General features: G+C 63.1%; 20 protein-coding genes and 2 pseudogenes. 13 read left to right on the top strand and 9 right to left on the bottom strand.

Annotated elements, in window-relative coordinates:
- Positions 1-8 precede the first annotated feature (8 nt).
- On the top strand, positions 9-596 hold the full coding sequence (locus QZM72_RS14875) for a hypothetical protein (RefSeq protein ID WP_301738512.1): 588 nt from the start codon (positions 9-11) through the stop codon (positions 594-596).
- Between the two features lie 82 nt (positions 597-678).
- Here the strand turns inward: QZM72_RS14875 and QZM72_RS14870 are convergent, their stop codons facing one another.
- The 3 genes from QZM72_RS14870 to QZM72_RS14860 all read right to left on the bottom strand — a co-directional run bounded on the left by QZM72_RS14870 (position 679) and on the right by QZM72_RS14860 (position 3051).
- On the bottom strand, positions 679-1176 hold the full coding sequence (locus QZM72_RS14870; RefSeq protein ID WP_301738511.1) for a DUF126 domain-containing protein: 498 nt from the start codon (positions 1174-1176) through the stop codon (positions 679-681).
- Complete coding sequence (locus tag QZM72_RS14865) at positions 1169-2416, bottom strand: aconitase X (protein WP_089469220.1); 1248 nt, start codon at positions 2414-2416, stop codon at positions 1169-1171. The genes QZM72_RS14870 and QZM72_RS14865 overlap by 8 nt, the downstream gene beginning before the upstream one ends.
- Positions 2417-2622: 206 nt before the next feature.
- A complete protein-coding gene (locus QZM72_RS14860) occupies positions 2623-3051 on the bottom strand; it encodes a MarR family winged helix-turn-helix transcriptional regulator (protein ID WP_301738510.1) in 429 nt (142 codons plus the stop codon).
- A gap of 91 nt (positions 3052-3142) precedes the next feature.
- On the opposite strand from QZM72_RS14860, the gene QZM72_RS14855 reads away from it, so the two are divergent.
- The 9 genes and pseudogenes from QZM72_RS14855 to QZM72_RS14815 form a co-directional block, all read left to right on the top strand.
- Complete coding sequence (locus QZM72_RS14855) at positions 3143-4063, top strand: LysR family transcriptional regulator (RefSeq protein ID WP_089469218.1); 921 nt, start codon at positions 3143-3145, stop codon at positions 4061-4063.
- Positions 4064-4168: 105 nt separating this feature from the next.
- Positions 4169-4600: a MarR family winged helix-turn-helix transcriptional regulator gene (locus QZM72_RS14850; protein WP_089469217.1), complete on the top strand. Its 432-nt coding sequence runs from the start codon at positions 4169-4171 to the stop codon at positions 4598-4600.
- A 64-nt stretch (positions 4601-4664) separates the two neighbouring features.
- Entirely contained in the window at positions 4665-5759 is a 1095-nt protein-coding gene (locus QZM72_RS14845; RefSeq protein WP_301738509.1) for an HlyD family secretion protein, read from the top strand.
- 13 nt (positions 5760-5772) lie between these two features.
- Complete coding sequence (locus QZM72_RS14840) at positions 5773-7347, top strand: DHA2 family efflux MFS transporter permease subunit (protein ID WP_089469215.1); 1575 nt, start codon at positions 5773-5775, stop codon at positions 7345-7347.
- A gap of 18 nt (positions 7348-7365) precedes the next feature.
- A complete protein-coding gene (locus QZM72_RS14835) occupies positions 7366-8808 on the top strand; it encodes an efflux transporter outer membrane subunit (RefSeq protein ID WP_301738508.1) in 1443 nt (480 codons plus the stop codon).
- Positions 8809-8955: 147 nt separating this feature from the next.
- Positions 8956-9117 (top strand): annotated as a pseudogene (locus QZM72_RS14830) (methyl-accepting chemotaxis protein); the annotation flags it as partial.
- A gap of 344 nt (positions 9118-9461) precedes the next feature.
- A complete protein-coding gene (locus tag QZM72_RS14825) occupies positions 9462-10781 on the top strand; it encodes an EAL and HDOD domain-containing protein (RefSeq protein ID WP_301738507.1) in 1320 nt (439 codons plus the stop codon).
- Between the two features lie 382 nt (positions 10782-11163).
- Positions 11164-13695, top strand: coding sequence for an EAL domain-containing protein (locus QZM72_RS14820; protein WP_301738506.1), 2532 nt, complete (start codon positions 11164-11166; stop codon positions 13693-13695).
- Between the two features lie 54 nt (positions 13696-13749).
- A pseudogene (locus tag QZM72_RS14815) lies at positions 13750-14359 on the top strand (integrase core domain-containing protein); the annotation flags it as partial.
- A gap of 61 nt (positions 14360-14420) precedes the next feature.
- Here the strand turns inward: QZM72_RS14815 and QZM72_RS14810 are convergent.
- From QZM72_RS14810 to QZM72_RS14785, 6 genes are all read right to left on the bottom strand, one after another.
- Positions 14421-14702 (bottom strand): PAAR domain-containing protein, encoded by a 282-nt coding sequence (locus tag QZM72_RS14810; protein ID WP_077179869.1) that lies wholly within the window; start codon positions 14700-14702, stop codon positions 14421-14423.
- Positions 14703-14711: 9 nt separating this feature from the next.
- Positions 14712-15599 (bottom strand): DUF4123 domain-containing protein, encoded by an 888-nt coding sequence (locus QZM72_RS14805; protein WP_301738505.1) that lies wholly within the window; start codon positions 15597-15599, stop codon positions 14712-14714.
- Between the two features lie 37 nt (positions 15600-15636).
- Positions 15637-17817, bottom strand: a complete 2181-nt coding sequence (locus QZM72_RS14800) for a DUF2235 domain-containing protein (RefSeq protein WP_301738504.1) — start codon at positions 17815-17817, stop codon at positions 15637-15639.
- Positions 17814-18440: a DUF3304 domain-containing protein gene (locus tag QZM72_RS14795; RefSeq protein WP_301738502.1), complete on the bottom strand. Its 627-nt coding sequence runs from the start codon at positions 18438-18440 to the stop codon at positions 17814-17816. Before QZM72_RS14795 ends, QZM72_RS14800 begins: the two co-directional genes overlap by 4 nt.
- A gap of 15 nt (positions 18441-18455) precedes the next feature.
- Positions 18456-20978, bottom strand: coding sequence for a type VI secretion system Vgr family protein (locus tag QZM72_RS14790; RefSeq protein ID WP_301738501.1), 2523 nt, complete (start codon positions 20976-20978; stop codon positions 18456-18458).
- A gap of 257 nt (positions 20979-21235) precedes the next feature.
- Entirely contained in the window at positions 21236-21646 is a 411-nt protein-coding gene (locus QZM72_RS14785) for a TIGR02594 family protein (protein WP_027782440.1), read from the bottom strand.
- Between the two features lie 195 nt (positions 21647-21841).
- Between QZM72_RS14785 and QZM72_RS14780 the strand changes: the two genes are divergently transcribed.
- From QZM72_RS14780 to QZM72_RS14770, 3 genes are all read left to right on the top strand, one after another.
- A complete protein-coding gene (locus QZM72_RS14780) occupies positions 21842-22753 on the top strand; it encodes a LysR substrate-binding domain-containing protein (protein ID WP_301738500.1) in 912 nt (303 codons plus the stop codon).
- Between the two features lie 139 nt (positions 22754-22892).
- Positions 22893-24209, top strand: a complete 1317-nt coding sequence (locus tag QZM72_RS14775; protein WP_175976844.1) for an MFS transporter — start codon at positions 22893-22895, stop codon at positions 24207-24209.
- A 13-nt stretch (positions 24210-24222) separates the two neighbouring features.
- Entirely contained in the window at positions 24223-25464 is a 1242-nt protein-coding gene (locus QZM72_RS14770; RefSeq protein WP_301738499.1) for an amidohydrolase family protein, read from the top strand.
- Positions 25465-25646 lie beyond the last annotated feature (182 nt).

Here is a 25646-nt window from a genome sequence, read left to right as displayed (position 1 = left end):
ACCACGACATGCAGACCACATCCGGCCGCGTGACGGCAATCAGCCAGCAATCGATCGAGACGAAGGTCTGGAGCAACAACCTGGGCGCGACGACGCAAAGTATCGAGGAAATCACGCTCAAACTCGATTCGCTCGCGTCCCCCCTCGTGTTCAGGACCAACCGGACGACGCGCCTGTTCATCGCCGATGGCGATCGATTGAATGTCGCCTATGTCGGCGACCAGGATCGCCAGTTCGTCTACGGCATTCGCAACATGACCGACGGTTCGGCTTATCTGCTGCGCCCCGCCAAAGTCGCCGGCGCCCGGGCCGACCTCTTCGTCATGCTTATTTGCGTGATCGGCGCGGCCGTCGTCAGCGGAATCGTATCCGCGGTGACGCTCAGCATGGAATCGACGTTCGACGTGTTTGCGCTGATCAGCGCGGGTGTAATCGGCTTGTGCGTGCTGAGCGCGATCCTGCGCATCCTCTTCGGCGTGATCGTGTGGCCCGAAATCAGAAGACTGGCGCAGCCGGGCGGCAAACGCGAAATGAACGCGGCCGCTCAAGCGCTGTCGCTCACGCAGGAAGAAACCCGATACGTGCGCTTCATCTGACCGGGCCAGGTGCGGCTGCAGCGCTGACGAACGAGGCTGCTCGCTCCGGATCGCATCGCCACGGCCACCGCCTGACTCGCCGTCAGCGCGCGCCGCTCGTTCGGGTCGAACCGGGTCCGCCCGAACGAGCATCGGCGCCCAGATAAATCCTCGCACCACCATCCCCCTCGCCCGCTTCGATCCGCACGTCGCCCGTGGCGGCGACGATCGCGTCGTACACCTCGTCGGCCACGCACACCACCGGCACCGCGATCGCATACAGCTCCGCTGCCACGATCGCGCCGATCGAGATGATCAGGTCGCGCTCCTTCAGCACGATCCCGACCGGCCCCGTGCCGTTGCGCACCGCTTCCGCGAGCACGCTGCTGCTCGAACTCGAGCCCTTCGCGTGCGGCATCACCATCACCTTGCCGGCGAGGCTCGCGCCGGCCTGCGGATGCCCGCGATCGACGATCCTGCCCGCGCCCGAGTCGTATCCGCCCCAGAAGCTGAGCGGCTTGTCGAGGATGAACGGGCGCCCACATGCGCTGCCCGGCACGAGCGTGTCGCCCGTCAAGAATGTGCCCGTCGCGTCAGTCATCGAATCGCACCTTGCCTTCGTACGCGGAGCGCACGCATTCGCGCATGCTGCCGTACGCGACCGTCACGCCGATGTTCGCGGGCGCATACGACGCCCATTTTCCCGAGTTGGTCATCACCAGCCCCGACAGCTGTTTCATCACCGGCGTGATGTACGTGCAGGTATCGACGACGATCTGCACGCCGCGCGCGGCGAATTTCTCCGCGAGGCCGGCTTGCTCCAGCTCCCACAGAATGAAGCGGCTCGTGTTCACGTAGAAATCGCAGGCCGGCTTGCCGTCGAACGCGTCGAGCAACGTGTCGAGCGTGCGGAATTCGGCCAGCGAAAAATGCGGCGTGCCGAGCGCGACCGCGACGAGCGCGTCGCCGGCCGCGCCGTGATTCAGCGTGCGGCGAATCTCGTCGAGATCGGCCATCGCGATATCGATCGTGCGTTGCGCGGCGCGCCCGTGCAACGCGGCGTCGAGCGTCGGCGCCTCGGGCGTCACGCCGACCGCATGGAACAGCGCGACGGCCCCGCTCGATGCGGCGGCCGCGCCGAGCGCCTTGAGTTCGTCCTCGGTGGTGTCGGCCGGCAGCCCGACGATCGCCGGCACGACCGCGCCCGCGATCTTGCCGATCGCCAAACCGAGCGCGGCGAAATAGATGTCGCGCGACGGCAGGCCGGTGAAATCCGGTGCGTTGAACACGATCCGCGCGGCGCGGTTCGCATCGACGTGCAGCCCCGCATACGGCGCGCGCCCCGTGATCGCGGCGGCCAGATCGAGAAAATCGCCGTAGCGGCTCGTGCGCGCGCCGAGCACCGAGTTCGCGAACACGATCGCATTCGATTCGGCCCACGCGATCTGCTCGCCCAGCGCGGGACGATGCTTCAGTTGATACGGCGCGCACGTGAAGCTCGATTCGCAGCCGAGTTGCAGATGCGCGTCCATCAGGCGCTGCGCATCGCGCTGGATCGTGCGGTCGCCGTGGTACAGCTCGGGATGGATCAGGTCGAGCGAGCCGACGTTCAACGTGGTCGGCACCGCGACCTTCGCACCCGTGTCGACGAAATAGTCGACGAAGTCGAGGCTCGTCTGGCCGTGATACAGACAGCCGTCGATATGGGCGGACGTAATGTCGATCAGGTGCGGCGCGGACATCACTTGCGCGGTGCGGGCGACGATCCGCATCGCACGCGCGACGCCGTCCCCGAAATCCCCGCGCAACATGGCGTCGTCGCGGTCACTCAACTGCAGCATCGGTTGCTCCTCGTGACGCGTGCCGGCGGCCGCGCCGGCTCGTGAATTCCGTCAGAGGACTTTACAACTGGAAATAAAAACTGTCCAGTTTTAGACGAAACCGGACATCATAAAAACCAATTCTCCCTAAAAATCCCGCTTTATCGGCAGTCAATGGCTTGAATTCCGCACCAATTGATCACCCCACCGAACCGTCCGCCCCGCGCCTAACGTTCCGCGGTCAGGCTGAACAGCTCCGCGCGCAACGCCTTCGCGCGATCGCGGCCGAACTGCGTGTCGAATTCGTCCTGCGCGGCCTGCCACGCGACCAACGCCCGCGCGAACGTGCGCTCGCCGAGCTTCGTGAGGTGCAGCGCATGCGCGCGCGCATCGTGCTCGGATGCCGCCGTCGCGACGAAATCGTCGCGCTGCAACGGCTTCAGCGCACGCAGCAGGGTCGTGCGATCCATCACGAGCGCATCGGCGAGTTCGCTCATCAGCAGGCCAGGCCGGCGTTTGAGGTTCACCATGATCGAGAACTGGGCCGGCGTGACGCCGACCGGGGCCAGATGGCGTTCGTACAGTTGCGTGACGAAGCGCGCCGCCTGACGCAGCGCGAGGCAGTTGCACGCCTCGGAAATCGGGATGTCGTTCATGTCGTCGAATCTATATGTGCATATGCATAAAGTCAATGTACACTGCGCCGTAACATGGCCTGGGGCCGGCCATCGCGTCAAGGAGACGGACATGGACTACATCGACAAGCTGCGCATCTTCCGCTCGGTGGTGGAGATGCGCAGCTTCACGCGCGCCGCCGACATGCACGGCCTCGCGCGGCCGGTCGTCTCGCGCGCGGTCGCGGATCTGGAGGCGCGTTTCGGCAGCCGGCTGCTGCACCGGACGACGCGCCAGGTGTCGCTGACCGAAACGGCCGAGCGCATCTACGAGCGGTGCGCGGCCGTGCTCGACGAGCTCGACGCGCTGGAAGTGGAAGCCCAGACGCACACGCGCGAGCCCGAAGGCCTGCTGCGCCTCGTCGCGCATACGACGGCCGCGCTGAACCGGCTCGTGCCGCTGATCGCCGGCTTCAAGCGCGCGCATCCGAACGTGCGCCTCGACGTCACGCTGACCGAGCGCCCGGTCGACCTGGTCGGCGAAGGCTACGACATCGGCATCGTCGTGCCGTACATGCTGACGAGCGAATCGACCGTCGTACGGCTGGTCGAGCGCATTCCGGTCGTGATCGTCGCGACGCCTGCGTATCTGCGAACGCATGCGCGCCCCGAGACGCCGGCCGACCTCGCCGATCATCCGTTCGTGCCGATCTCGCCGTCGCTGCGCCGGCCGGCGCTGTCGTTCCGCGTCGACGGCGACATGCTCACCGTGCCGTTCCGTTTCGACATCTCGTCGAACAGCCCTGTCTTCAACCGCGAAATGGTGATGCACGACTTCGGCATCGGCGTCGTCCCGAAGACGCTCGTCGAGGCCCAACTCGCGTCGGGCGCGCTCGTGCAGTTGCTGGAAGACGCCGATCTCGTCGATGCGTTCGTCGAAATCAAGCTCGCGTACGCGAACCGCGCGCTGCTGCCCGCGAAGGTGAAGGCGTTCATCGACTACACGGCCGCGTACTGCGACCGCGAAGGCTGGATCGTTCCGGCGGCGGCGTGACGGGGCGCGAACGCGCCTTTCCGACGCCGATTGGTACAGCCCCGACACCAATCTGATCCTGTCCCGCCCCTCGCTTCGCGCCGCCCCGCCTCCTAACATGTGCACATGCACAAGACCACGCTCACCGATGACGATTGCTTCGCGGTCCGGCAAGCCGCCCGGCGAATCTCGCAGTTCTACGAGCGTTACCTGTCGCGCGCGGGCGTCACGCCGTCGCAGTACAGCATCCTCGCGCTGCTGCGCGAGCGGCCCGGCCTGACGATGGCGGCGCTGTCGAACGTGCTGGTGATCGAACGCACCGCGCTGCTGCGCGCGCTCAAACCGCTCGTCGGCGCGGCGCTGGTGACGGGGCGGATCGAGCCGCCATGCCGCGGTCAGACGTTCGCGCTGACCGCGCACGGCGAAACGAAGGTGGCCGACGCGCACGTGCACTGGCTCGCCGCCCAGGAAGCGTTCGAGCGATGCTTCGGGTCGGCGCAGGCGGCCCGCCTCAGAGACGAATTGTTCCGGATCACGCACAACCTGCCGGAACGCTAACCCTTTTCCCGATCGACACGACGTCGTCGATCGTTTTGATTAGTGCATATACATAGGTGAATCGATGGATACGACCCAAGCCGCTGCCTCGTCACGGGAAGCAGCCACAACCGAGCGGCCCGCGACGCAACAACGCCGCGTGCCGTGGATGCGCATCGCGGTGGGCGCCGTCGTCGTCGTGGTCGCGGCCGCGGCGCTCGATTGGCTGTTCGTGCTGCGCTTTCAGGAAAGCACCGACGACGCGTATGTCGGCGGCGACGTGACGGTGCTCGCGCCGAAGGTCGACGGCTTCGTCGACAAGATCCTCGTCACCGACAACCAGCGCGTGAAGGCCGGCGACGTGCTCGTGCAGCTCGATGCGCGCGACTACGACGCGAAGCTCGCGCAGGCCAGCGCCGAAGTCGACAGCGCGCGCTCCGCCGTGGCCGAGCTCGAAGCGAAGCAGCAACTGCAATACGCGGTGATCGGCCAGCACGCGGCGGACAAGAATGCGTCGTCCGCCGAACTGACGCGTGCCGCATCGGACCGCGTGCGTTACCGCGAACTCGTGAAATCGGACGCCGTATCGAACCAGATCGTCGAGCGCGCGGATGCCGATTATTCGAAGGCGGGCGCGGCCGTCGAACGCAGCGACGCGGCGCTGCTCGCGTCGAAGCGGCAGCTCGACGTGCTCGCCGCGCAGCTCGCCGATGCGCGGGCCCGCGTGAATACCGCGCTCGCCGCGCAGCGCGTCGCGGCGCTCAACGTCGAATACACGACGATCCGCGCGCCGGTCGACGGCTACGTCGGCAACCGCACGGGCCGCGTCGGGATGCTCGCGAACGTCGGCGTGCCGCTGCTGACGGTCGTGCCGGCGTCCGGCCTGTGGGTCGATGCGAACTTCAAGGAAGACCAGCTTCGCAAGATGCGCGCGGGCGACCGCGTCGACGTCGCGCTCGATGCGTCGAGCACGAAGCTGCATGGCCGCGTCGACAGCCTCGCCCCCGCGACCGGCGCGACCTTCAGCGTGCTGCCGCCCGAGAACGCGACCGGCAACTTCACGAAGATCGTCCAGCGCGTGCCCGTGCGCGTGCATCTCGATCCGCAGCCGGGCATCGAGCACGTGCTGCGCCCCGGGCTCTCCGCGGTCGTGACCGTGCATACCGACCACGCGAACTGAGCGGGAGCCGACGATGACCACCGCGTTTTCCGGCGACCCCGCGTCGCAACCGACCAGGCAGCGCGTGTTCGCGTTCGCGCTGATGTGCGTCGGCTTCTTCATGGCGACGCTCGACATCCAGATCGTCGCGTCGTCGCTGCGCGACATCGGCGGCGGGCTGTCCGCGAGCCAGGACGAACTGTCGTGGGTGCAGACCGCGTACCTGATCGCCGAGATCATCGTGATCCCGATGTCGGGCTGGCTGTCGAAGGTGATGTCGACGCGCTGGCTGTTCGTCGCATCGGCCGTCGGGTTCACGATCACCAGCATGCTGTGCGGGCTCGCGTGGGACATCAACTCGATGATCCTGTTCCGCGGGATGCAGGGCGCGCTCGGCGCCGCGATGATCCCGACCGTGTTCACCACCGCGTTCGTGCTGTTCCCCGGCAAGCAGCGGCTGATCGCGTCGACGACCATCGGCGCGCTCGCGTCGCTCGCGCCGGCGATCGGGCCCGTGATCGGCGGCTGGATCACCGACCAATGGTCGTGGCACTGGCTGTTCTACCTGAACCTCGTGCCCGGTATCGCGGTGGCCGCGCTCGTGCCGCGCTACGTGCATATCGACGCGCCCGATCTCAGCCTCATCAAGCGCGGCGACTATCTCGGCATCGTGCTGATGTCGGGCTTCCTCGGCTGCCTCGAATACGTGCTGGAAGAAGGCCCGCGCAAGAACTGGTTCGGCGACGATGCAATCGTGATCTGCGCGTGGATCTCCGGCATCTGCGGCTTCCTGTTCATCGTCCATGCGCTGACCGCCAAAGACCCGATCGTCGATCTGCGCGCACTTGCCGTGCGCAATTTCGGGATCGGCAGCCTGCTGTCGTTCGTGACCGGCATCGGGATCTTCGTGACCGTGTTCCTCACGCCGCTGTTTCTCGCGCAGGTGCGTGCGTTCAGCTCGCTGCAGATCGGCATCGCGCTGCTGTCGGTCGGCGCGTTCCAGTTGATCGCGCTGTGCGCGTATGCGTTCGCCGCGCGCTACGTCAGCATGCGTGTGCTGCTCGTGTTCGGGCTGATCTGCTTCGGCCTCGGCTGCTACCTGTACACGCCGATCACGCACGACTGGGGCTGGCGGGAACTGCTGCTGCCGCAGGCGCTGCGCGGCATCGGCCAGCAATTCAGCGTGCCGCCGATCGTGACGATGGCGCTCGGCTCGCTGCCGCAGTCGCGGCTGAAATCGGCGAGCGGGTTGTTCAACCTGATGCGTAACCTCGGCGGCGCGATCGGTATCGCGGTGAGCGCGACGATGCTCAACGACCGGCTGAATTTTCATTATCTGCGGCTGAACGAGCACGTGAGCGCCGGCGAACCGCAAGTCGCGTCGCTGCTCGATCGCCAGGCCGCGTACTGGGGTTCGGTCGCCGGCAATACGCTGAATACCGCGCAGGCCGGGCTCGCGAACCTGCATCGGCTGATCTATCGCGAAGCGCTGACGCTCACCTATGCGGATGCGTATTACGCGCTGTCGCTGTGCTTCGTCGTCGCGCTGCTTGCCGTCGTGTTTTCCAAACCCATCACGTTGAACGCGCCGCCGCCGGACGCGCACTGAGGCCCAGGGACCGTCATCATGAAGAAGCTACTCGTCGCGCTGGCCGTCAGCGCATTCGCCGCCGGGTGTGCGGTGCAGCCCGCGCAGCATCCGGCGCTGAACGAATCGGTTCAGACGCTCGCGCCCACCGCGTGGGATACCGACGTGCCGCGCGCGGACATCGACGCCGCCGCCTGGTGGTCGCAGTTCCACGATCCCGTGCTCGACCGGCTGATCGCCACCGTGCTCGACGGCAACCTCGATCTGCAAGCCGCCGCCGAACGCGTGAAGCAGGCGCAGGCGCTGACCGTGCAGAAGCGCGCGGTGCTGCTGCCCGAACTCGATGCGACCGCGCATGCGGCCGACGCACGGCAGAACACGCCGCCGCCGCTCGGCTATGTGCGGCAGGCCGGCGCGGGGCTCGCGCTGAGCTGGTCGCCCGATGTGTTCGGCGGCGAACGGCTCGATCTGCTTGCCGCGCAAGCGGAGCTGGTCGGGCAAAAGCACGCGGAAGATGCGATGCGACTCGCGCTCGCGGCCGACGCGGCATCCGCGTATGTCGATCTGCGCTGGGCGCAGCAGGAATTGAAGATCCTTCAGGACAACGCGAAGATCCGGCAGCATGCGCTCGAACTCACGCGCAAGCGGCAGGCGTTCGGGTTGTCGACGGAACTCGACGTGACGCGCGCGCAGAACCAGCTCGATGCGCTCGAAGCGAGGATTCCGCCGACGCAGGCGCAGATCTCGCATCAGTTGAATCTGATCGCCGTGTATTCGGGGCGGACGCCGGAATCGGTCGATCGGCTTTTGCTGGCGCAGGCCGGGGAGATTCCGGCGCCGCCGGTCGGCGCGCCGGGGACGTTGCCTTCGCAAGCATTGTTGCGGCGGCCCGATGTGCTGACGGCCTACGCTCGAGTCGAGCGGCGTGCCGCGCAAGTGGGCGTGGCGAAGGCCGAACGGTATCCGAAGTTTTCGTTGAACCTGACGGACGGGATTCTCGCGGCTTCGTATCTCGGGTTGCCGACGTTGACCGATAACCTGTTCAGCGCGGCGCTGAGTGCGACGAGCCCGATCTTCAATGCGGGACGCATTACCGCCGATATCTCGCAGAGCGAAAGCCGGATGCGCGAGTCGGAACTCGGGTTGCGGCAGACGATGCTGCAAGCGTTACGGGAAGTCGAGGATGCGCGCGCGAATCTCGTCAGCTCCGATGAGGCGACGCGGCGACTCGATAGTGCATTGGCGGCTTCCGATAAAGCGCTCGGGCTGGCGAATCAGCTTTATAAGAGCGGCGCGACGGACTTTCTGGACGTGCTGTCAGCGCAGGAGGTCTATCTGCGGGATTCGGATTCGCTCAACCAGGTCAAGCGCGAACATGCGCTGGCGGCGGTGGCGTTGTATCGGTCGCTTGGAGGTGGGTGGAGCCGAAACGATGCGGCCGACGGGCCGACGACGGAAACCGAGGCTGTGGCGAAAAACTAACCGTCGGGGCATGCAGGTCAGCGGGGCGTTGGTCGGTTGTCGCGCTGCTGCTCGACCGCGGCATCTTGCGCTCGCTGGGCGGTGAGCCTTCCCGCGCCGCCGAGATCGCGAACCGGATCGCCGGTAACGATCTGACCGCCGCCGTGAATCGACGGGGTCGCCTTCCAGACCCATATCCTCGCGCTGAATACGGCCGTCGACGCCGCGCGGGCCGGTGAGCAGGGACGCGGCTTCGCGGTGGTCGCGTCGGAAATACGCTCGCTGGCCCAGCGCTCGTCGGCGGCGTCCAAGGAAATCGAGGAGCTGATCCGCGAGGTTCAGGCCGACCACCGCACGCGATGCCGAAGTCGGCCGCCCCGACGCGCCCGCCAGGCCCAGTCAGCCCCGATTCGGCCCGCCCCGCCGCCCGCCCCCGTGGGACAACCCGCCCCGGCGGAGGACTGGACAACTTCCTAGGCGACCACCCGTGTCGCGAGTAAACTGACAAAAGGAGCAAACTGCGAGGGGCGGCGCCGACCCGGAAGGGCCGCGCGCATCTTCGTGGGCGTTGAAGAGGCCGGCGACGACGTCAGTCATCGGCGCAACGCACTCCCCGGATGCGACGGATACCCGCCTGGCATCCGCGAGACCTCAACTCAAAGGAACGTTCAAGATTGAATACGAGCGCACCTTCGCCCCATCCCGCCGGCGATCAACCGGAGTCGGGCGGCAAAGCCGCCGCACCGGAATACGTCTACCTCGGGCGGCAACCGATTCTGGACCGAAGCGGAGCGTTGATCGCATTCGAACTATTGTTCCGCTCCGGGACAGCCAATCGCGCCCAAATCACGGATGACACCGCCGCCACCGCGCAGGTCATCGGCAGACTCATCGGCGATATCGGCCTCACCGCCGCATTGGGCGACCGCACGGGCTATGTGAACATCGATCGGACCGTGCTGATGTCCGACATCGTCTGGTTGTTGCCGCATGAACGGTTCGTCCTCGAAATCCTCGAAACCGTGACGTTCGACGAGGCGCTCGGCAAGCGCTGTAGCGAACTGCGGCGCGCGGGCTATCGGCTCGCGCTGGACGATGTTTCCCTGGTTTCCCCGCGCCTGCTCGAATTTCTGCCTTACGTCGATATCGTCAAGATCGATTTTCTCGAATGCCCGCACGCGCACCTTGCCGAACTGATCGGCACCGTCAGGCAGCACGGGAAGATGTCGGTCGCCGAGAAAATCGAAACGCCGGAGGACCATGACACCGCCATGCAAGCGGGCTTCGAACTGTTTCAAGGCTACTACTTTGCGAAACCGCAGGTGCTGACGTCGCGACGCGTCACGCCATCGCGCGACGCGCTGCTGCGCCTGCTCGTGCTCCTGGGCGGCGAACCCGAGATCGTGGCACTCGAAGCCGAACTCAAGCGAATTCCGAATCTCGTCATCCCACTTCTGATGCTGCTCAATTCGAGCGCGGTGGGGCTCAGCCAGCCCGTTTCGTCACTGCGTGAAGCGATCATGCTGGTCGGCACGCGGCAGATTACGCGATGGACCCAGTTGCTCCTGTTTGCCGACGAGCGTCTGGATGCGTTGCGCTCCGATCCGCTGGCCCAGCTATGCGGCGCGCGGGCACGATTCATGGAACTGGCCGCGGGCCGGCTGCGGCCCGATGACGACCGGTTTGCCGCTACCGCGTTCATCGCGGGCGTGTTCTCACTGGTTCATGTGCTGTTCGGCAGCACGATCGAGGACGTCGTGACGACGACGCCGATTCACGCCGATATCAGGCGGGCACTGCTCGAACGGCATGGCGAACTGGGTTGGCTCCTGAACTCCAGCGAGGCAGCGGAATCGGGGGACTTCGACGCCATCCGCGCAGCGTGCGATGCAATGCCGATCTTCGCCCCGAACGACCTGACCACGCTCTGGCTCGCTGCCGCCACGTGGTACGACGATCAGGTGCGCGGGCTACCCGCATGCCGCCCTCAGTGAGCGTCGCAACGGGCGGCGCGATGGTTACGCCGTCAGTCTCGGCAGCCCGCAGCCGCTCGACTTGCCGACGTACGGCACGAATGTTGTCCTCGCACTCAACTCTTCGCCGAATCTGCCGTTAACACAGGGCGGCGGCCCGTGCGAGGGCGGTGCGCCGGCGTGCGGTTTCGCCGGACAACCGGGCATCGATCGCGATCCCGGGGCAAACGTGCCGCGTTCGTCGCCACGGCACCTCGAGCGACGGGTCGATGCCGCGCGGTCGAGTTCGATGCGTGCGCCCCCGCCGAGGCAAGCAACATCATGCCTTGCCGGCCACCACGGGCGCGCCCGAAGGTGGCCGGATCGAAGCGCGCCGCCGAGAAATTTTCGTCTTGGTTAGAGAATGTACCCGAACAGCTACGATGTTCCGATCGCGCGCCTCGTCGCGCGCCAGATTCTGTCCTGCGCGCCCGCCACGCCGGTGCGGGAGGCCGCGCGACGCATGTTCGCCGAACGTTGCAGCTCGATCGTCGTGATGAAGGCGGAACAGGTCGTCGGGATCTGGACCGAGCATGATGCCCTGTCGGCCGGCGGCAATCCGGACGAACTCGATCGGCCGGTCAGCGAGGTGATGAGCCATCCGGTGCTGACGCTCGAGGCCGACACGCCACTCGGTGAAGCCGCGCTGAAGTTCAAGCAGTCGGGCGTGCGGCACTTCGTGGTGGTACGGGATGGCGCCGCGATCGGCGTGCTGACGCAAACCGACGTCGTCGTGAACCAGGGCCCGGAATTTTTCCTGCACCTGAAGCCGATCGAGTCGATCCGCGTCCATCCGCCCGTCGTGGTGCCCGAGCAGGCCGGGCTGCACGACGTCATCGCACGGATGCGCGCGCAACGGCTCGATGCGATCCTCGTCGGCTACGACGACGGCGAGCACGGCATCCTGACCGAACGCGACATCGTCCGGCTGCTGGCAGACGGCGGCGCCCAAGGCGCGGGCGGCGCCCAAGGCGCGGTCGGCGCCCATGCGAGCAGGCCGCTGCAGATGCTGACCGCCAGGCAAAGCCTGTATGCGGCGCAGCGCTTCATGACCGAACACAACATGCGGCATGTCGGCATCCGCGGCGACGATGGCAGACTGACCGGGCTGCTCTGCTTCGCGGACGTGCTGCAGAGCATCGAGCACGAATACGCGAACGAGCTGCGCAGCGCCTTGCGCGAGCGCGACGAAGCGCTGGGGCTCGCGCGCTTCAACCTGCGCATGGCGGATCGCGTGTTCGAATCGGCGCTCGAAGGCATCATGGTGACCGACCGGCACGCGCGGATCGAGCGCGTCAACCAGGCGTTCACGCGCCTGACCGGATACAGCGAGGACGAAGTGATCGGGCGCAACCCGGGCTTGCTGAGTTCCGGGCGCCAGACGCCTGATTTCTACAAGCAGCTGTGGCATTCGCTCACGACCGATGGCCACTGGCAAGGCGAAATCTGGAATCGCCGCAAGACCGGCGAACTGTTTCTCGAATACCTGACGATCACCAGCATTCGCGACAGCAAAGGCGAGATCTCTCACTACGCGGCGATCTTTTCCGACATCACGCAGCGGCGCCAGGCGGAGGAACGGCTGGGCTATCTCGCCACGCACGACGTGCTCACCAACCTCGCGAACCGGATGCTGTTCGAGGAACGGCTCGCGCACGCGATCGGCCATGCGAAGCGGTTCGGTCGCAAGGTCGCGGTGATGTACCTCGATCTCGACCGCTTCAAGCTGATCAACGATACGCTCGGCCACAACGCCGGCGACGAGGTGCTGAAGATGGTCGCCGAGCGCATCGTCGCCAACGTCCGCGCGAACGACACGGTGGCGCGCATGGGCGGCGACGAATTCGCGCTCGTGCTCGAGGAGATCGACGACGTTCGCGACGTGGGACGCGTCGCGCGCACGCTGCTGGACGAAGTGGGACGGGCGATCGATATCGGCGGTCGCGAGATCTTCGTGACGCCCAGCATCGGCATCAGCATCTATCCGGACGACGGCGCCGAGGCGGAGGATTTGATCCTGCTCGCGGACCAGGCCATGTACGGCGCGAAGAGCCGCGGCAGGAACGTGTTCCAGTTCTTCGAGAGCAAGATGACGTCGTCGGCGATCGAGCAACTGGAGACGCTCGGCGAGTTGCATCGCGCGCTCGAGCAGAACGAATTCCGCCTGTTCTACCAGCCGCAATACGATCTGGCGAGCGGCCGGATCGTCGGCGTGGAAGCGTTGCTGCGCTGGCTGCATCCACACCGCGGCCTGGTGCCGCCGGGTGACTTCATCGGGCTGGCGGAGCGATCCGCGCTGATCGTCCCGATCGGCAGATGGGTGCTGCACGAAGCCTGCCGACAGGCGCGCCGCTGGCTCGACGAGGGCTTCGAGTTCGGGCGGGTGTCGGTGAACGTATCGGCACGGCAGTGCTTTACCGACCACTTCCTCAGCGACCTGACGACCATTCTCAGCGAAACCGCATTGCCGGCCGAATACCTGCAGCTCGAGTTGCTCGAAAGCATGGCGATGAACACCCGCGAGGAAATCGGCATCCTGCTGCGCGAGCTGGCGACGCGCGGGATCAGCCTGGCGATCGACGATTTCGGCACGGGCTATTCGTCGCTGGTGTATCTGAAGGATCTACCCGTCGATACGCTGAAGATCGACCGGTCGTTCCTCACGAACTGCGGCTCGGGCAGCACGGACGACGCGATCGTGCGCGCGATCGTGGCGATGGGGCGTGCGCTGGGGCTCGACGTCGTGATGGAGGGGATCGAGACGGCCAAGCAATTGGCCTTCCTGCAGGAGATCGGCTGCCACAAGGGGCAAGGTTTCCTGTTCGCGCGGCCGCAGCCCGCCGAGCAGTTGGTCGGCATCTCGTCGCGCCGCGGCGCTGAACTGCTGACGGAGTGAGGCGGTCGCGGGGCGCGGCGCGTCGGTCGATATGCAAGACCGCCTTGTCGTTGAAGCGTATCGATCGCTCAAGGCGCGTACCAGTACACGCCAATTGACGACAGCTCGCGGTTCCGGGTACTGGGGATTACCCACGTAGAATTGCCCGAAATACGCTGCTCTTTCTTGATCGCGTCATCGAGGAAGGCCGTTCCCGATCCAGCGTATCCAGACCGAGGCGGCGAGTTCTTCGCTGAGTCGGTGCGGCGCCGTTTGACGAGCGATTGCATCATATTCCAACCTATTCCGCCACGCTCGCTACACCTCAATGGCAAAGTCAAGCGATCATAGCTCACTGACATCAACGAATTCAGGTCGCATCATTCGCCGACCGAGAATGCGATCGATCAACGAATGGAGGAGTGGAAGTTCGACTACAACCGGCGGCGCCCGCACGGCTCGCTTAGTGGCCAGACACCCGTCGATCATATCGCGCGCGGATCTGACCGAAATCACACCTCTCGCGGAGGAGATGGAAAGTGCCTTCGACAAAACGAAAGAGCGAATTCGGCACCGCGAATGGCGCGTCGACAAGGCCCTCGCTGAACATCAGCGGCGCATGGTGGAGCTCTCGTCTCCTAACGGAGCTGCGAGCTCCACCACACAACGAAAACGGCGCCCTTAGAAGTGAAACGATGTCCGTGAATCGCACACCTCGACACGACCGACGTGAACCTACGCATCGTTCAGTCGCCCACACGAGCAGTCATACTGCCAATTAACGTGCACCCACACTCGGTATGATGGCCGTGCAACGCAACGCGTTGACCATCGATCGTTACCGTCGGATGCGCCTCGATTATCTTGTTGACTCCATGTGGTCGTCCGTCCGGATATTTTTCCGGACAGTCCACCAGATCGTGCAAACGCGCAATCTTTTTGCCATCGATGCTATGTGTTTCCGATCCAGTGATCACTCGTCCGCCATGTGAGGTCGCATCACCGACCACGATCATCTGCAATGCCATACGTACTCCCTATAACGTAACGGGCCGAGAAGCGTTCCCGGCGTCGTGCGGACCCATCCGCTCAATCTCGGCCCATACACTTTCCGGGACGCCAGTAATAGCGACACTAAACGACTCATCAGACCGCTGACGCTGAATCAGCAAATCATGAACAAACCGATGCCGATCGAAATCCTGCCCGTACATATAGGTATGCTGACAGAAAGAAAGGCGATCCCCCGGCTCGCGGATCCCCCACTGCACCGCACCGAGGTAACGAGGAATAAAATCCTCGAAGCGGTCAAGGTAGGTACGCTCTCCGTCGACATCGCCGGACTCGATCAGTGAAGCCAGAATCTCGTCGGGCTCCGTGTGCGCCGTGAGGGCATTGACGTCCGCCGGCTCGAGCTGAACCATGACGGAACGGCAGATCCTCGCGCTTGCCATTGATTCGTTTCGAATGTGCTGCCACTCCCTGTGACGCCCCCGGTACATCCATTGCTCGATAGGGCTCATGAACATGCCGCGAATCTGCTCACCCCATGTGTTCAAAACGGCCGTTGTGTTACGCGGATCAAAGAATCGCACCATCGCGGTCATGTTGTCGCCAATATCCGCAAACAGGAATGCTTGCAGATGCGTGACGAGCGCGTCCATCTCAACCCGGCTGAAGATCAAGGACAGGCATGGACTATGACGGTCGAGCTGATCGAGTTCTACAAACCAATCCGCCTCCGTGTCATCTACCGAGACCAAAAATAATGAAGCCGGCCCGAGTTCCTCTTCAGGCAGACCCGCGAAAACGGAGAGAAACGGTACGCCAGCACGCTGCAGCAAAGGCACCACTTTCGGCGGACATACCGCCGCGTCGACCAGCCCCATCAGGCGCGCTTGCGAGGGTGTAGCTTGTAGTTCCATCTGAAATCCTGTTTATCGGCTTGCTTTCCAATCCGCCTCAAGCCCACCCAGCTTGGGTTCTGCCATTACCCAAGTCCAGCTGCGAAGCGTTTGACGCAAGGCCGAGATATGCCTTGCGCTTATCTCCGCCAACAAACACGACTCGTGGGAAACCGTACCCTCCTGGCGCGTACTCGTGAAAATACGGCACCCGGAACCAGCAGCGGCTATCGTGTACGTAGTCATCAAATAGAGTGATGGCCCCTGTGGGTAACTTGTTCACGGCGTCGGGAGATGTATGTTGGCGTAGGAATGATTCCACGCCAGGTAATGGCGCAGCCATAACGTCGTCCTGGACGCGATAATTCTGCACGAGCGTCGACCAGACCGTGTTGAGCAGTATTCCGCTATACGCAAGCGTCACGCAGGGGGAATCACTCCCGGGCTGATCATGTTCGACGACAAATGTCGGTGGTACCTTGATCACATCACCACCGCGGGTCACTATTGGGCGATGATCCGTGCGCTTCACTTTCCACCGTTCGCACTGGTCTGGATACAGGTAGCCGAGAAGCAGCCGCATTTCCTCCGCGCCCTGCCGAAGGTCGGTCTGATCGTTGGTCGCAACATCGAGCGGCCCCTCGCCCGGACGGGCAGGTTTGGGGTTAGCGACACCGGGATGAGCAATTGCACCGCATAACTGTTCGTTGCGCCGGTCCATGGCCTCCTTCAGCGCCGTTGCCTGTCCCTTTTGAGAGCTCATATACGACGCGTATCCCGCTCCCATTGACAGGGCGTTTGCCTGGAGCAGTTGAGATTGCGACCTGAGCTTACTCATGGTCGGATCGTTTTCCGACGCCTTAGAAACCGCCTGCTGTACCTTGTGCGGCGTCATCTTGTCTTCGTGCGCGCGCTTGAAGAACGACTGCCCCGTAACATAGCGCTGTGGATTACCAATGTCTGCGCGCAGCGTACGCCACGCCAACATCTGGCCCAATCCGACCTTCAGCGCGTCCTCCACACTGTTAACATTCTCGACGGTCTTTCGCCAAGCGTTAAATGCATCGATCACCGACTGGTCGAGAGAAAAGTCGGCAACCAGATCGGCACGTTTACTTATCGCATCGCTATCCATCAGTGGCACACCGTACGAGGCGGCCTTAAGATACATATCGTGCAGCGGGATCTGGCTAAGCTTATAGCTGTCGTCCCCAGCTTTCGCTGCGGCTCCTCCTTTACCCTGTTCGCACGGCGCATAGCCGCCACCCACGTCCGAATGGACGCCCGGATAAGCTACCTCGTCACGGATGCCGCCGCCGTAGCTGTCTCCGTTACGGATTGAATCAAGCGGAAAACTCATACGCTGCTCGTGCACCGAGAACGCGTGATAACAGAATCGCACATCCTTAGGAATATCGAGCCGACCGTCGTTAGCGAACGCGAAGTGCCCATCAAACGTGCCAAAGTCCACGGTCGCACGAGTCGAGTCGGGAGGGCCAACGGAGGCAACTGTATCGAAAAGACCGACGAAGTTAACCTTGTAATTCAGAGCATATTTGCCAGTCTGGTATCCAATCCGCCCGTCCCGTGCCCATTCATTCATCAGCTTGTTGACGAATACGCGTGCACATGCCGCCCCCCGCGAGAATCCAATTACGTTGATCCAGATCTGCTTGATCGTGTGCGGATATCGCCCCTCGTCGATCGCCTGCTTGTGGGCGAGACCCAATCGATCGGTATAGCCAACCAGCGGGAGTTTGTGACCATCGGCCACTTCTGTACAAACTCTTTGGACGTCGCTATCCGGAATCAGATTTCGCGTCTTGTCCGTAGCAATAGCCCGATATATAGCATTCAGTACTCTCGTGTAGCCCCACACGCATCGACTTCCAAAACCGGATGCCATTGACTTGCCGGAAGTCGAGTACGTCTGCTCACCAATACTCTTGAACGGTGTACCCACACCCGCAATATAGAAGCGAAATATCCCTTCTTCTGATCGGTCCAGTGCCGCGTTATACAGACGCGCAACATTGGAATGTGTGTGAACAAGCGAATCCCGGAACGGATTTGTCTGTTCGTCGTTATTGTTCGTGCCGTCAAAGAACAGCGTGATATGAAGTGTCTGAGGGCAAGACATTAGAGCATCGCACACCAACGCACGCCCTTTTCTCAACGCCGTGATACTACCTGCTATACGCCCGCCCTGAGGCATCGGATCCGCCCATCTGAGGCTCATTTCGCGCCTCCTCCATTCCGGTACAACCGATTCCATTCTTGATCCAAAACCCCGTGCGCGATGTACGGATCGGTGTCTGGAGGACGTATGCCGGGGTCGTTTAAGTCACCTTTCTGGCCGTCGGCAACCATGATACGGACCCGGTCATCCGGCAAAAAGACCGCCCATAGGCCGCCCATAATTTTTCCGTATTTCGGGATCCGAACGTTTTCCGCCTTGTACCAGTACCCCGGTGTCTTTCCGTCCTGCTTCTTGTCAACCAACCAGCGCACCGTCAGCCTCAGGTCCGGCTGCCATACAGAGGGGATGTCGCTGCAGCACATATCACCGCCGCCACCGGACGGCTTATTGTCTGCTTCAGCGGGTAATACGTTGGGGCCACCGCCGCTTACCCCCGCCCCCTCCGGCCCCTCAAATCCCCACTTATGGATGTACCAAGGGGAGTAGTTGAGGGTCGAGGCGCCCACACCCAGCGTATCGTAGTGCTTCGGCAGGCTCGACAGGTCAAGCGGCTGTGCCATAGCGCCGGGATGCTTATCGCATGCTCCAAGGCCAAAAATGGCAGCAAAGGCGACGGCCTGGATCGCACGTCGCCCCAAACGGGAAAGTCGGTCTGTCATCATGGGTAAGTCTACGGATTAACGGGGTACCAGGGCCGCTCCGCCCCGAGCTGCCTTAAGCATGCATTCGACACAGATCTTCTTCGGAGATAAATCGACCATCTGGTCCTTCGGGCCTGGCAAATCATGAGAAGCTGCGTACGCGGTAAATTTTCCTGTTGTTCCGCTCACCACCCCGCTCGCATCCATATTCAGGAAGCTGCCGTTTACCTCGACGCGGAATTTGTGAGCACGCAGCAGAATCTCCTCACTTTCCAGCAGGATCTGCTTCTGTGCTCGCGCCACAATTGACTTCGTCAGCGCGTTCAATACGATGTCGCCCGCAGCCGAGACAAGATGCATAGGGCCAGTCTGCGCAAACAAACGAAGCGTGTCTCGCACCGTCGCGAAAAGGCTGCGTCCACTCGCAATACCAATATGACCTTCTGTTGTGATCGCGGCCTGCTGAGACGCCACATGCACGGTCGCTGGTGTGGTGATCTCGATACCCGCCTTGCCGTCGATCACCAGATGCGGTTCCGACAACTCCGGAAACTCGTTGTTGCTGCCAGCGCCCGTACCGCGAATTTGTTCGTTCTGTGCCGCAATGGTATTGACGATGTCGGCCTGATGGCCGTCCGCATCCTGCGCCTCGCTCTGCTGCGCGATCTTCGTCAGCGCGTCATGCAGTTGCTGCGCCTTTCCGAGTCGGTCAACGGTCTCGCTCATATCTTTCGCGGCGGCCGTTGCACCCGCACGCGCCTCGGTCGTCACCAGCATGCCTCGGTTCGCGCGCAACACGCCCCAGGAATCCGTTGCCAGCTCCCACCCTGTGCCGCGAGCTTCGTTTCGCCCCGCGTTGCCGTCAATGCGTGTGTTGTAGCCAACTACGAGGCGTGACTGCTCGTAGTCGCTCGATACTTGAACCTGCAGTTTTCCTGGTGTGTCGTCGGCTACAACTTGATTCGCCTGCGTTCCCTCGAGATCTCTGGAACGCAGCCCCGATAACGCCTGGTTATCTGGCAGTTTCCACTGCACGAAGTTATTTCCGTTCGACACGCGACCTGTAATGAGGGGGCGATCCGGTGCCCCGTCCAAAAACGACACTACGACTTCGTCGCCGATTCGAGGAACATGGATCATCCCAAATCCCTCGCCTGCCCAAGGGTGGCTCACCCGGACCCAGCAGGAACTACGCTCGTCACGCTGACCGATCCGATCCCAATGAAACTGAACCTTTACTCGGCCCAACTCATCCGTATAAACGCGACGACCTTGCGGACCGACAACCGTCGCCGTCTGCATCTGCATGACGGGTTTATGGTGTTCGTACGGGCTACGGAAGGGCACCGATTTACGTTGTGCCTCGATTTCAACCAAGAAGAAACCCTCGCCCCCATCGAAATGAGTAATCCCAGCGGTCGGTTGCCCGTCGAAGGTAGCTTTCGCTTTAGCCAAACGCCCATTCAGGCTGTGAGGAAGGTTCCCGTGATGGCTCGATCCCGGCAGGTTGTTCTCGATCAGCCATATTACTTCGACGACTGCGAATTGACTGCGCTCGCTCGACTCCCGGTCATGCTCCGGATGGCCAACAAGCTCAAACCATCGCCCAGCATCGATACCGCGCAGTCCCCCCGTGCCGTAAAACCGCTTTTCGCGTGATTCCCACTCCTCCATGCGCACCTTGGTGAGATGATCGCCACGCTCTTGATCAAGATACGTATAGGGGCCGGTATACTCATACACCTCCAACTGCTCCGGCAGCTGATGTGACACGGTCGGGATATTGGTGCCCTTCGGATTCGCAAGCGGCGACGGATACTTATAGTCGAATGTGCGAGTGGTCAGGGCCGCGCTATGGAGGGTTCGCAAGCCGGACCAGTGAACCAGCGCGTCAACCTCGCTGTTAGTACCGTATCGAGAGAACTGAACCGACCGCGCGGCGAGGGGTTCACACGTATCTAGGTGATCCGTGATAGTGAGTGTATGCGAGTTACCATCGTCGGCCTGCTTCCAGATGCTGAACAGTCCTTCCTCTTCCATCAACCGGTGGACGAAATTCCAATCATCTTCGTATTGAGTACAGTACGACCTCGGCGGAAGCTGCCTGGACAGCGCAAATTCAAATCGGCCTTTCGCCTGCGGATGCGCGTTGAATACATCCCGGAGGATTTCATCAACAGGCTTGTCCTGCCAGATACGCTGATCGCGGCGAAATTTCAGGAAATGCATCCATGATGCAAAGCTGATCTGGTAGCTGGTCAGCCCACCCTCTGATCCCAGTCTTCGGGCGGCATAGACGTAACCGTTTCGTGGCTGATAGGACCGATCTGCCTGCTGAATCCAGAGGGTAACAGATTGACCGATCAGGTCTTTCAGCTTGAGATCGCCTCGTGTCGACAGGACGTCGACCGCAAAGTCGAAATGTCGGCCGATCCGAGACCAGCCCACAGTGCGCTGGGGTAGCAATACATTTTCCCCAAAGGGCGTGTCGAGTTTCAGCAGCCGATCTTGCTGAAGCAATCCGCCCTGCATCGCCCTCACGATGTCTTGCGCATCCATTTCCATCCCTTTATTACTTTTTGCTTACTTTATTGTCAGTAGTATGACACAAGCTCTCTGGCGCGATTCTACAGTCAAATGCTTCGCCAGCACGGTGAACTCAAGCGCATAGATTTGAGGTACGTCCACGCGCGAGCCCCTTATCTCGTGGGGGGACTCGCCGACGGGGCTCCAGGTGGGTCAATGTGGTGTGTTCGACGGATTGGCAATGGCGGGAACGTCCGCATTTTGGATTTTTCGTGTGTTACAGCCACGAATCACTCGGTGGCCGGCCAGCGGTAGCCGATCACTTCGTTCAGCGGATACGCGAGTTCGCGAACCTCTTCCAACTGGTTGCCGCCGAACAAGTGGACGTGCTCATCGTCGTGACGCAGGTAGAAACCGACGTGCCCTTTCCAGCTCGTCGGATCGTCGCGCGTCAGGATCGCGATGCAGCCGTAGACCGGGCGCTCCAGCGGTTTGCCCCATTCGAGCCACGAGCGTGCGAGCGCCGAGCCGGTGCCGCGGAATCCGGCGTGCGCCATGCACCAGTTCACGAACGACGAGCACCAGGAAATCTTGTCGTCGTAGCCGACCAGGTTCGTCTGGTTGTTGTACTCGACGATGCGCGGGTTGATGCTGCCCGGCGGGTGGCGGCGGATGCCGAGTTCGGCCAGCGCGACGGGCATCCAGGGTGGGTGGACGGCTTTCACGTTGCTCTCAGGGTTTGATAGGGTCACGTCGTTCTCGGGTACGTGTCGGGTGCTGTTTCGCCCAATCTTCGCACGAATGAATACGGCGAATCCACTGCGCCCTTCGCGGATCGGGATTTTCGTCGACCCCGCCCGTATCATGGAGGCAGCGCCCTCGACTCCCTGCCCGCCATGCGCATCACGCCCCTGCCGCCTCTTCAGTGCCTCATCGCGTTCGAAGCCGCCGTGCGGCACGCGAGTTTCACGAAAGCCGCCGCCGAACTGCATCTGACCCAAAGCGCGATCAGCCGCCAGATCCAGCAGCTCGAGGAATTTCTCGGCCGCTCGCTGTTCGTGCGCGAACACCGTTCGCTGCGGCTGACGATCGCCGGCGAACAATACGCGGCACAAGTCCACCATCTGCTCACGCAATGCGCGCAAGCCACGCACGACGTGATGAAGCCGTACGGCGATCTCGAACTGACGATCGCGTGCTCGTCCGGCGTCGCGCTGCTGTGGCTCACGCCGCGGCTACCGAACTTCCGCGCCACGTATCCGAACATCAAGCTGCGCCTGATCGTGCGCGACGGCCTGGCATCGATGTCGCCCGCGGAATTCGACGTGGGCGTCTACTACGTGCGCCAGCAGGCGCCGGCCGAATACGCCGCACGCCGGCTGTTCGACGAGGAAGTGTTCCCCGTCTGCGCGCCCGGCTATCTGGCCGGCCGCACGCTCGACCCGGCCGATCTCGCGAACGAAACACTGCTGCGCCTCGAAGACGGCCAGCGCCAATGGATGTCGTGGTCCGAATGGTTCGACATGAACGACGTCGACCGGCAGAAGGCCCAACCGCAAGACATCACGATCAACTCCTATCCGCAGATCGTGCAGATGACGATTCTCGGCCAGGGCGTGTCGCTCGGCTGGCGCTACATGATCGACGCATGCATCGAAGCCGGCCTGCTCGTGCGCGTGACGGAAGCGTCCGCGAGCCACGGCGGCGGCTATTACGTGATCTCGCCGAACGACCGCGCGCAGAACCAGGCCGCCCGCCTGTTCACCCGCTGGCTGTTCGAACAGGCTGAGAAGCAGACCGCGCCCTGACTACCGCGGGCGCGACGCATGCGTACAGCGCATGCAGGCATGCGAATCTTTCGTTTCAGAAAAAAATGCGGCTCTCCTTAGCATGGGATTCACGCGGGGCAGCCGTCCCGTCTTCGGACTTCTGACAAAGGAAGAGACCATGCAAGGAACGCTTTCCCCGCGCGCCGCGCCTTCCGTCGATGCGGCGGTACAACAGCGCCGCCGCGCCATCGTCGCGACCGTGATCGGTAACGGCCTCGAATGGTTCGACTTCACCGTCTACAGCTTCTTCGCGGTGATCATCGCGAAGCTGTTCTTCCCGACCGGCAACGAACTGACGTCCGTGCTGCTCACCGTCGCGACGTTCGGCGTGGGCTTCTTCATGCGCCCGGTGGGCGGCATCGTGCTCGGCGTCTATGCCGACAAGGTCGGACGCAAGGCCGCGCTGTCGCTCACGATTTTGCTGATGGCGGCCGGCACCGCGCTGATCGGCATCGCGCCGACCTACGAACAGGCCGGCATCGCCGCGCCGCTCCTGATCGTCGTCGCGCGGCTGCTGCAAGGCTTCTCGGCCGGCGGCGAGATGGGCGGCGCCACCGCGTTCCTCACCGAATACGCGCCGCCGGAGAAGCGCGCGTATTACTCGAGCTGGATCCAGTCGAGCATCGGCTTCGCGGTGCTGCTCGGTGCGGCGACCGGCACGTTCGTCACGACGTCGCTCGACACGCAGGCGCTGCATAGCTGGGGCTGGCGGCTGCCGTTCCTGCTCGGGATCATCGTCGGGCCGGTCGGCTACTTCATTCGCAGCCATATCGACGAGACGCCCGCGTTCAGCGCCGTCGAATCGCAGGCGAAGGAAAGCTCGCCGCTGAAGGAAGTGCTGCACACGTATCCGCGCGAGACGTTCGCGAGTTTCTCGATGGTGATCCTGTGGACCGTCTGCACCTACGTGCTGCTGTTCTACATGCCGACCTATTCCGTGCGCACGCTGCATCTGCCGCAGTCGACCGGCTTTACGGCCGGCATGGTCGGCGGGCTGATGATCATGTGCTGCTCGCCGATCGTCGGACGCCTCGCCGACGCGTGGGGACGGCGCGTGTTCCTGTCCGGCGCGGCGCTCGCGATCCTCGTGCTCGCGTGGCCGATGTTCTCGTGGATCAACCATGCGCCCGGGTTCGCGTCGCTGATCGTGTTCCAGGCCGTGTTCGGCGTGCTGATCGCGGCCTATACGGGGCCGATCCTCGCGGCGTTCGCGGAGCTGTTTCCGACCAAGGTGCTGTCGACCGGGTTATCCGTTGCGTACAACTTCGCGGTGACGATCTTCGGCGGGTTCGCGCCGTTCCTGATCACGTGGCTCATCGCCCGCACCGGCAGCAACATGGCGCCCGCGTTCTACGTGATGCTCGCGGCGGCCGTCAGTTTCGTCGGCACGCGCTTCGTGAAAGATGCGAAGCGTGCGGCCGCAACGACTCGATAAGGATATTTCTCCCATGACCATTACCGTGCTTCAAGGCGGCAACGTGCTCGACCTCGAACGAGGCGTGTTGCTCGAACATCATCATGTCGTGATCGAAGGCGCGCGAATCGTCGAAGTCACCGATCGGCCGGTGGATTTGCCGAATGCGCAGGTGATCGACGTGCGCGGCAAGACCGTGATGCCGGGGTTCATCGATTGCCATGTGCATGTGCTGGCGTCGAATGCGAACCTTGGTGTGAATGCGACGCAGCCGAATATTCTCGCGGCGATTCGGTCGCTGCCGATTCTCGATGCGATGTTGGCGCGGGGGTTTACCAGCGTGCGGGATGCGGGGGGCGCGGATTGGAGCTTGATGCAGGCGGTCGAGACGGGGCTGATTCCGGGGCCGCGGATTTTTCCGTCGGGGAAGGCGTTGTCGCAGACCGGCGGGCATGGGGATTTCCGGCCGCGTGGCGATTTGCTGGAGCCCTGCTCCTGCTGTTTCAGGACGGGGGCGATTGCAAGGGTCGTCGATGGTGTCGAAGGCGTGCGGCTCGCCGTGCGCGAGGAGATTCAGAAAGGCGCGACGCAGATCAAGATCATGGCGTCAGGCGGCGTGGCTTCGCCGACCGATCCGATTGCGAACACGCAGTATTCGGAGGATGAAATTCGGGCGATCGTCGATGAGGCTGAGGCCGCGAATACTTATGTGATGGCGCATGCGTATACGGGGCGGGCGATTGCGCGGGCTGTGAGGTGCGGCGTGCGGACGATCGAGCATGGGAATCTTGTGGATGAGGCGGCTGCGGCGCTCATGCATGAGCGGGGGGCGTTTGTGGTGCCGACGCTGGTGACTTATGACGCGTTGGCTAAGCATGGGGCGGAGTTTGGGATGCCGGCGGATTCCATCGCGAAGGTGGCTTCCGTGCAGCAGAAAGGGCGCGAGTCGCTTGAGATCTATGCGAAGGCCGGCGTGAAGATGGGGTTCGGATCGGATCTGCTCGGCGAGATGCATGCGTTTCAGTCTGGGGAATTCCGGATTCGGGCGGAGGTGCTGGGGAATCTGGAGGCGCTCAGGTCGGCGACTATGGTGGCGGCGGAGATTGTGAATATGACGGGGGAACTTGGGGTCGTTGCGGTTGGGGCGATCGCCGATCTCGTCGTGCTGGATGGGAATCCGCTTGAGGATATTGGCGTCGTGGCCGATGAAGGCGCGCGGGTCGAGTATGTGTTGCAGCGAGGGACGGTTGTGAAGCGGCGTGTCGGCGGGCGGTGATTTGACGCCATACGGCTATTTCGGCAGGCGCGGTGCGGCCTCACTGGCCTTGCGGTCGTGACAGTTGTTGAAGATCGCTAGAGGTGTGAATCGCGGCGTTCGCGGCAATGGCCGGGGCGGTGGTGCCCCGGCGGTCAGTCGTGTTCATGCAACGCCCGCATTCCACTCGCTAGAGCCGCATC

It is taken from the genome of Burkholderia sp. AU45388 (assembly GCF_030481585.1).
Taxonomy (GTDB): Bacteria; Pseudomonadota; Gammaproteobacteria; order Burkholderiales; family Burkholderiaceae; genus Burkholderia; species Burkholderia sola.
The sequence above is the reverse complement of the archived record's forward strand: the minus strand, read 5'-3'. Positions and strand labels throughout refer to the sequence as shown.

Coding starts and splice junctions, on each gene's coding strand:
- QZM72_RS14875 (WP_301738512.1), top strand. CDS start 9: ATGCAGACCACATCCGGCCGCGTGACGGCAATCAGCCAGCAATCGATC.
- QZM72_RS14870 (WP_301738511.1), bottom strand. CDS start 1,176: ATGACTGACGCGACGGGCACATTCTTGACGGGCGACACGCTCGTGCCG.
- QZM72_RS14865 (WP_089469220.1), bottom strand. CDS start 2,416: ATGCTGCAGTTGAGTGACCGCGACGACGCCATGTTGCGCGGGGATTTC.
- QZM72_RS14860 (WP_301738510.1), bottom strand. CDS start 3,051: ATGAACGACATCCCGATTTCCGAGGCGTGCAACTGCCTCGCGCTGCGT.
- QZM72_RS14855 (WP_089469218.1), top strand. CDS start 3,143: ATGGACTACATCGACAAGCTGCGCATCTTCCGCTCGGTGGTGGAGATG.
- QZM72_RS14850 (WP_089469217.1), top strand. CDS start 4,169: ATGCACAAGACCACGCTCACCGATGACGATTGCTTCGCGGTCCGGCAA.
- QZM72_RS14845 (WP_301738509.1), top strand. CDS start 4,665: ATGGATACGACCCAAGCCGCTGCCTCGTCACGGGAAGCAGCCACAACC.
- QZM72_RS14840 (WP_089469215.1), top strand. CDS start 5,773: ATGACCACCGCGTTTTCCGGCGACCCCGCGTCGCAACCGACCAGGCAG.
- QZM72_RS14835 (WP_301738508.1), top strand. CDS start 7,366: ATGAAGAAGCTACTCGTCGCGCTGGCCGTCAGCGCATTCGCCGCCGGG.
- QZM72_RS14820 (WP_301738506.1), top strand. CDS start 11,164: ATGTACCCGAACAGCTACGATGTTCCGATCGCGCGCCTCGTCGCGCGC.
- QZM72_RS14810 (WP_077179869.1), bottom strand. CDS start 14,702: ATGGCATTGCAGATGATCGTGGTCGGTGATGCGACCTCACATGGCGGA.
- QZM72_RS14805 (WP_301738505.1), bottom strand. CDS start 15,599: ATGGAACTACAAGCTACACCCTCGCAAGCGCGCCTGATGGGGCTGGTC.
- QZM72_RS14800 (WP_301738504.1), bottom strand. CDS start 17,817: ATGAGCCTCAGATGGGCGGATCCGATGCCTCAGGGCGGGCGTATAGCA.
- QZM72_RS14795 (WP_301738502.1), bottom strand. CDS start 18,440: ATGATGACAGACCGACTTTCCCGTTTGGGGCGACGTGCGATCCAGGCC.
- QZM72_RS14790 (WP_301738501.1), bottom strand. CDS start 20,978: ATGGATGCGCAAGACATCGTGAGGGCGATGCAGGGCGGATTGCTTCAG.
- QZM72_RS14785 (WP_027782440.1), bottom strand. CDS start 21,646: ATGCCCGTCGCGCTGGCCGAACTCGGCATCCGCCGCCACCCGCCGGGC.
- QZM72_RS14780 (WP_301738500.1), top strand. CDS start 21,842: ATGCGCATCACGCCCCTGCCGCCTCTTCAGTGCCTCATCGCGTTCGAA.
- QZM72_RS14775 (WP_175976844.1), top strand. CDS start 22,893: ATGCAAGGAACGCTTTCCCCGCGCGCCGCGCCTTCCGTCGATGCGGCG.
- QZM72_RS14770 (WP_301738499.1), top strand. CDS start 24,223: ATGACCATTACCGTGCTTCAAGGCGGCAACGTGCTCGACCTCGAACGA.